The organism is Dietzia sp. IBK-p2-15D (genome assembly GCF_057773105.1).
This window is the reverse complement of record NZ_JBYMTK010000038.1, coordinates 1-520: the sequence shown is the minus strand read 5'-3', so window position 1 is coordinate 520 and position 520 is coordinate 1. Positions and strand designations below refer to the sequence as shown.

The 520-nt window shown below is 32.3% G+C and carries 1 protein-coding gene; it reads left to right on the top strand.

Going from position 1 to position 520, the window contains the following annotated elements; genetic code table 11:
• Positions 1-92: 92 nt before the first annotated feature.
• Positions 93-520 (top strand): asparagine synthase-related protein (locus tag AC3DEV_RS16740; RefSeq protein ID WP_488372823.1); only part of this gene is annotated, 428 nt, incomplete at its 3' end.

Genomic DNA, 520 nt, shown 5'->3' with positions numbered 1-520 from the left:
CTCATAATAAATATGTAAAGCTTATAAGTAACCAACCAGAGTGGTTTAAGACTTTGTTTTTAAAACCTTTACTCGCTATAGTTAACTTCAAGGTGAGGTTGTTCCCAGTACTTGCAGGGTTACCTGGTGTTTCTTTTTTAAACCGTGCACTTACACCTGTAAGGTTAAGATATATTGGAAATGCCAACTTGTTTAAAGATAAAGAAAAAGAAAAGCTTTTTAAAAATTATAAAGCACAAAATCTTATAACTAAACTTGATTTACAAGATCAAGATATATCAAAACTTTCAGAGTCTGAATATATGCAATTTGCTGACATTCATAATTGGATGAGAGGGGATATTTTACAAAAAGCAGATAAGATGACTATGGCAAACTCTCTTGAACTTCGTGTTCCTTTTCTTGATGTTGAAGTTTCTAAAGTAGCAGAAGGATTGATTGATGATTGGAAATATAAAAATGGCACAACCAAGTTTATTCTCAGGGATGCATTTTCATCAGATATGCCAGAGAGAACGAA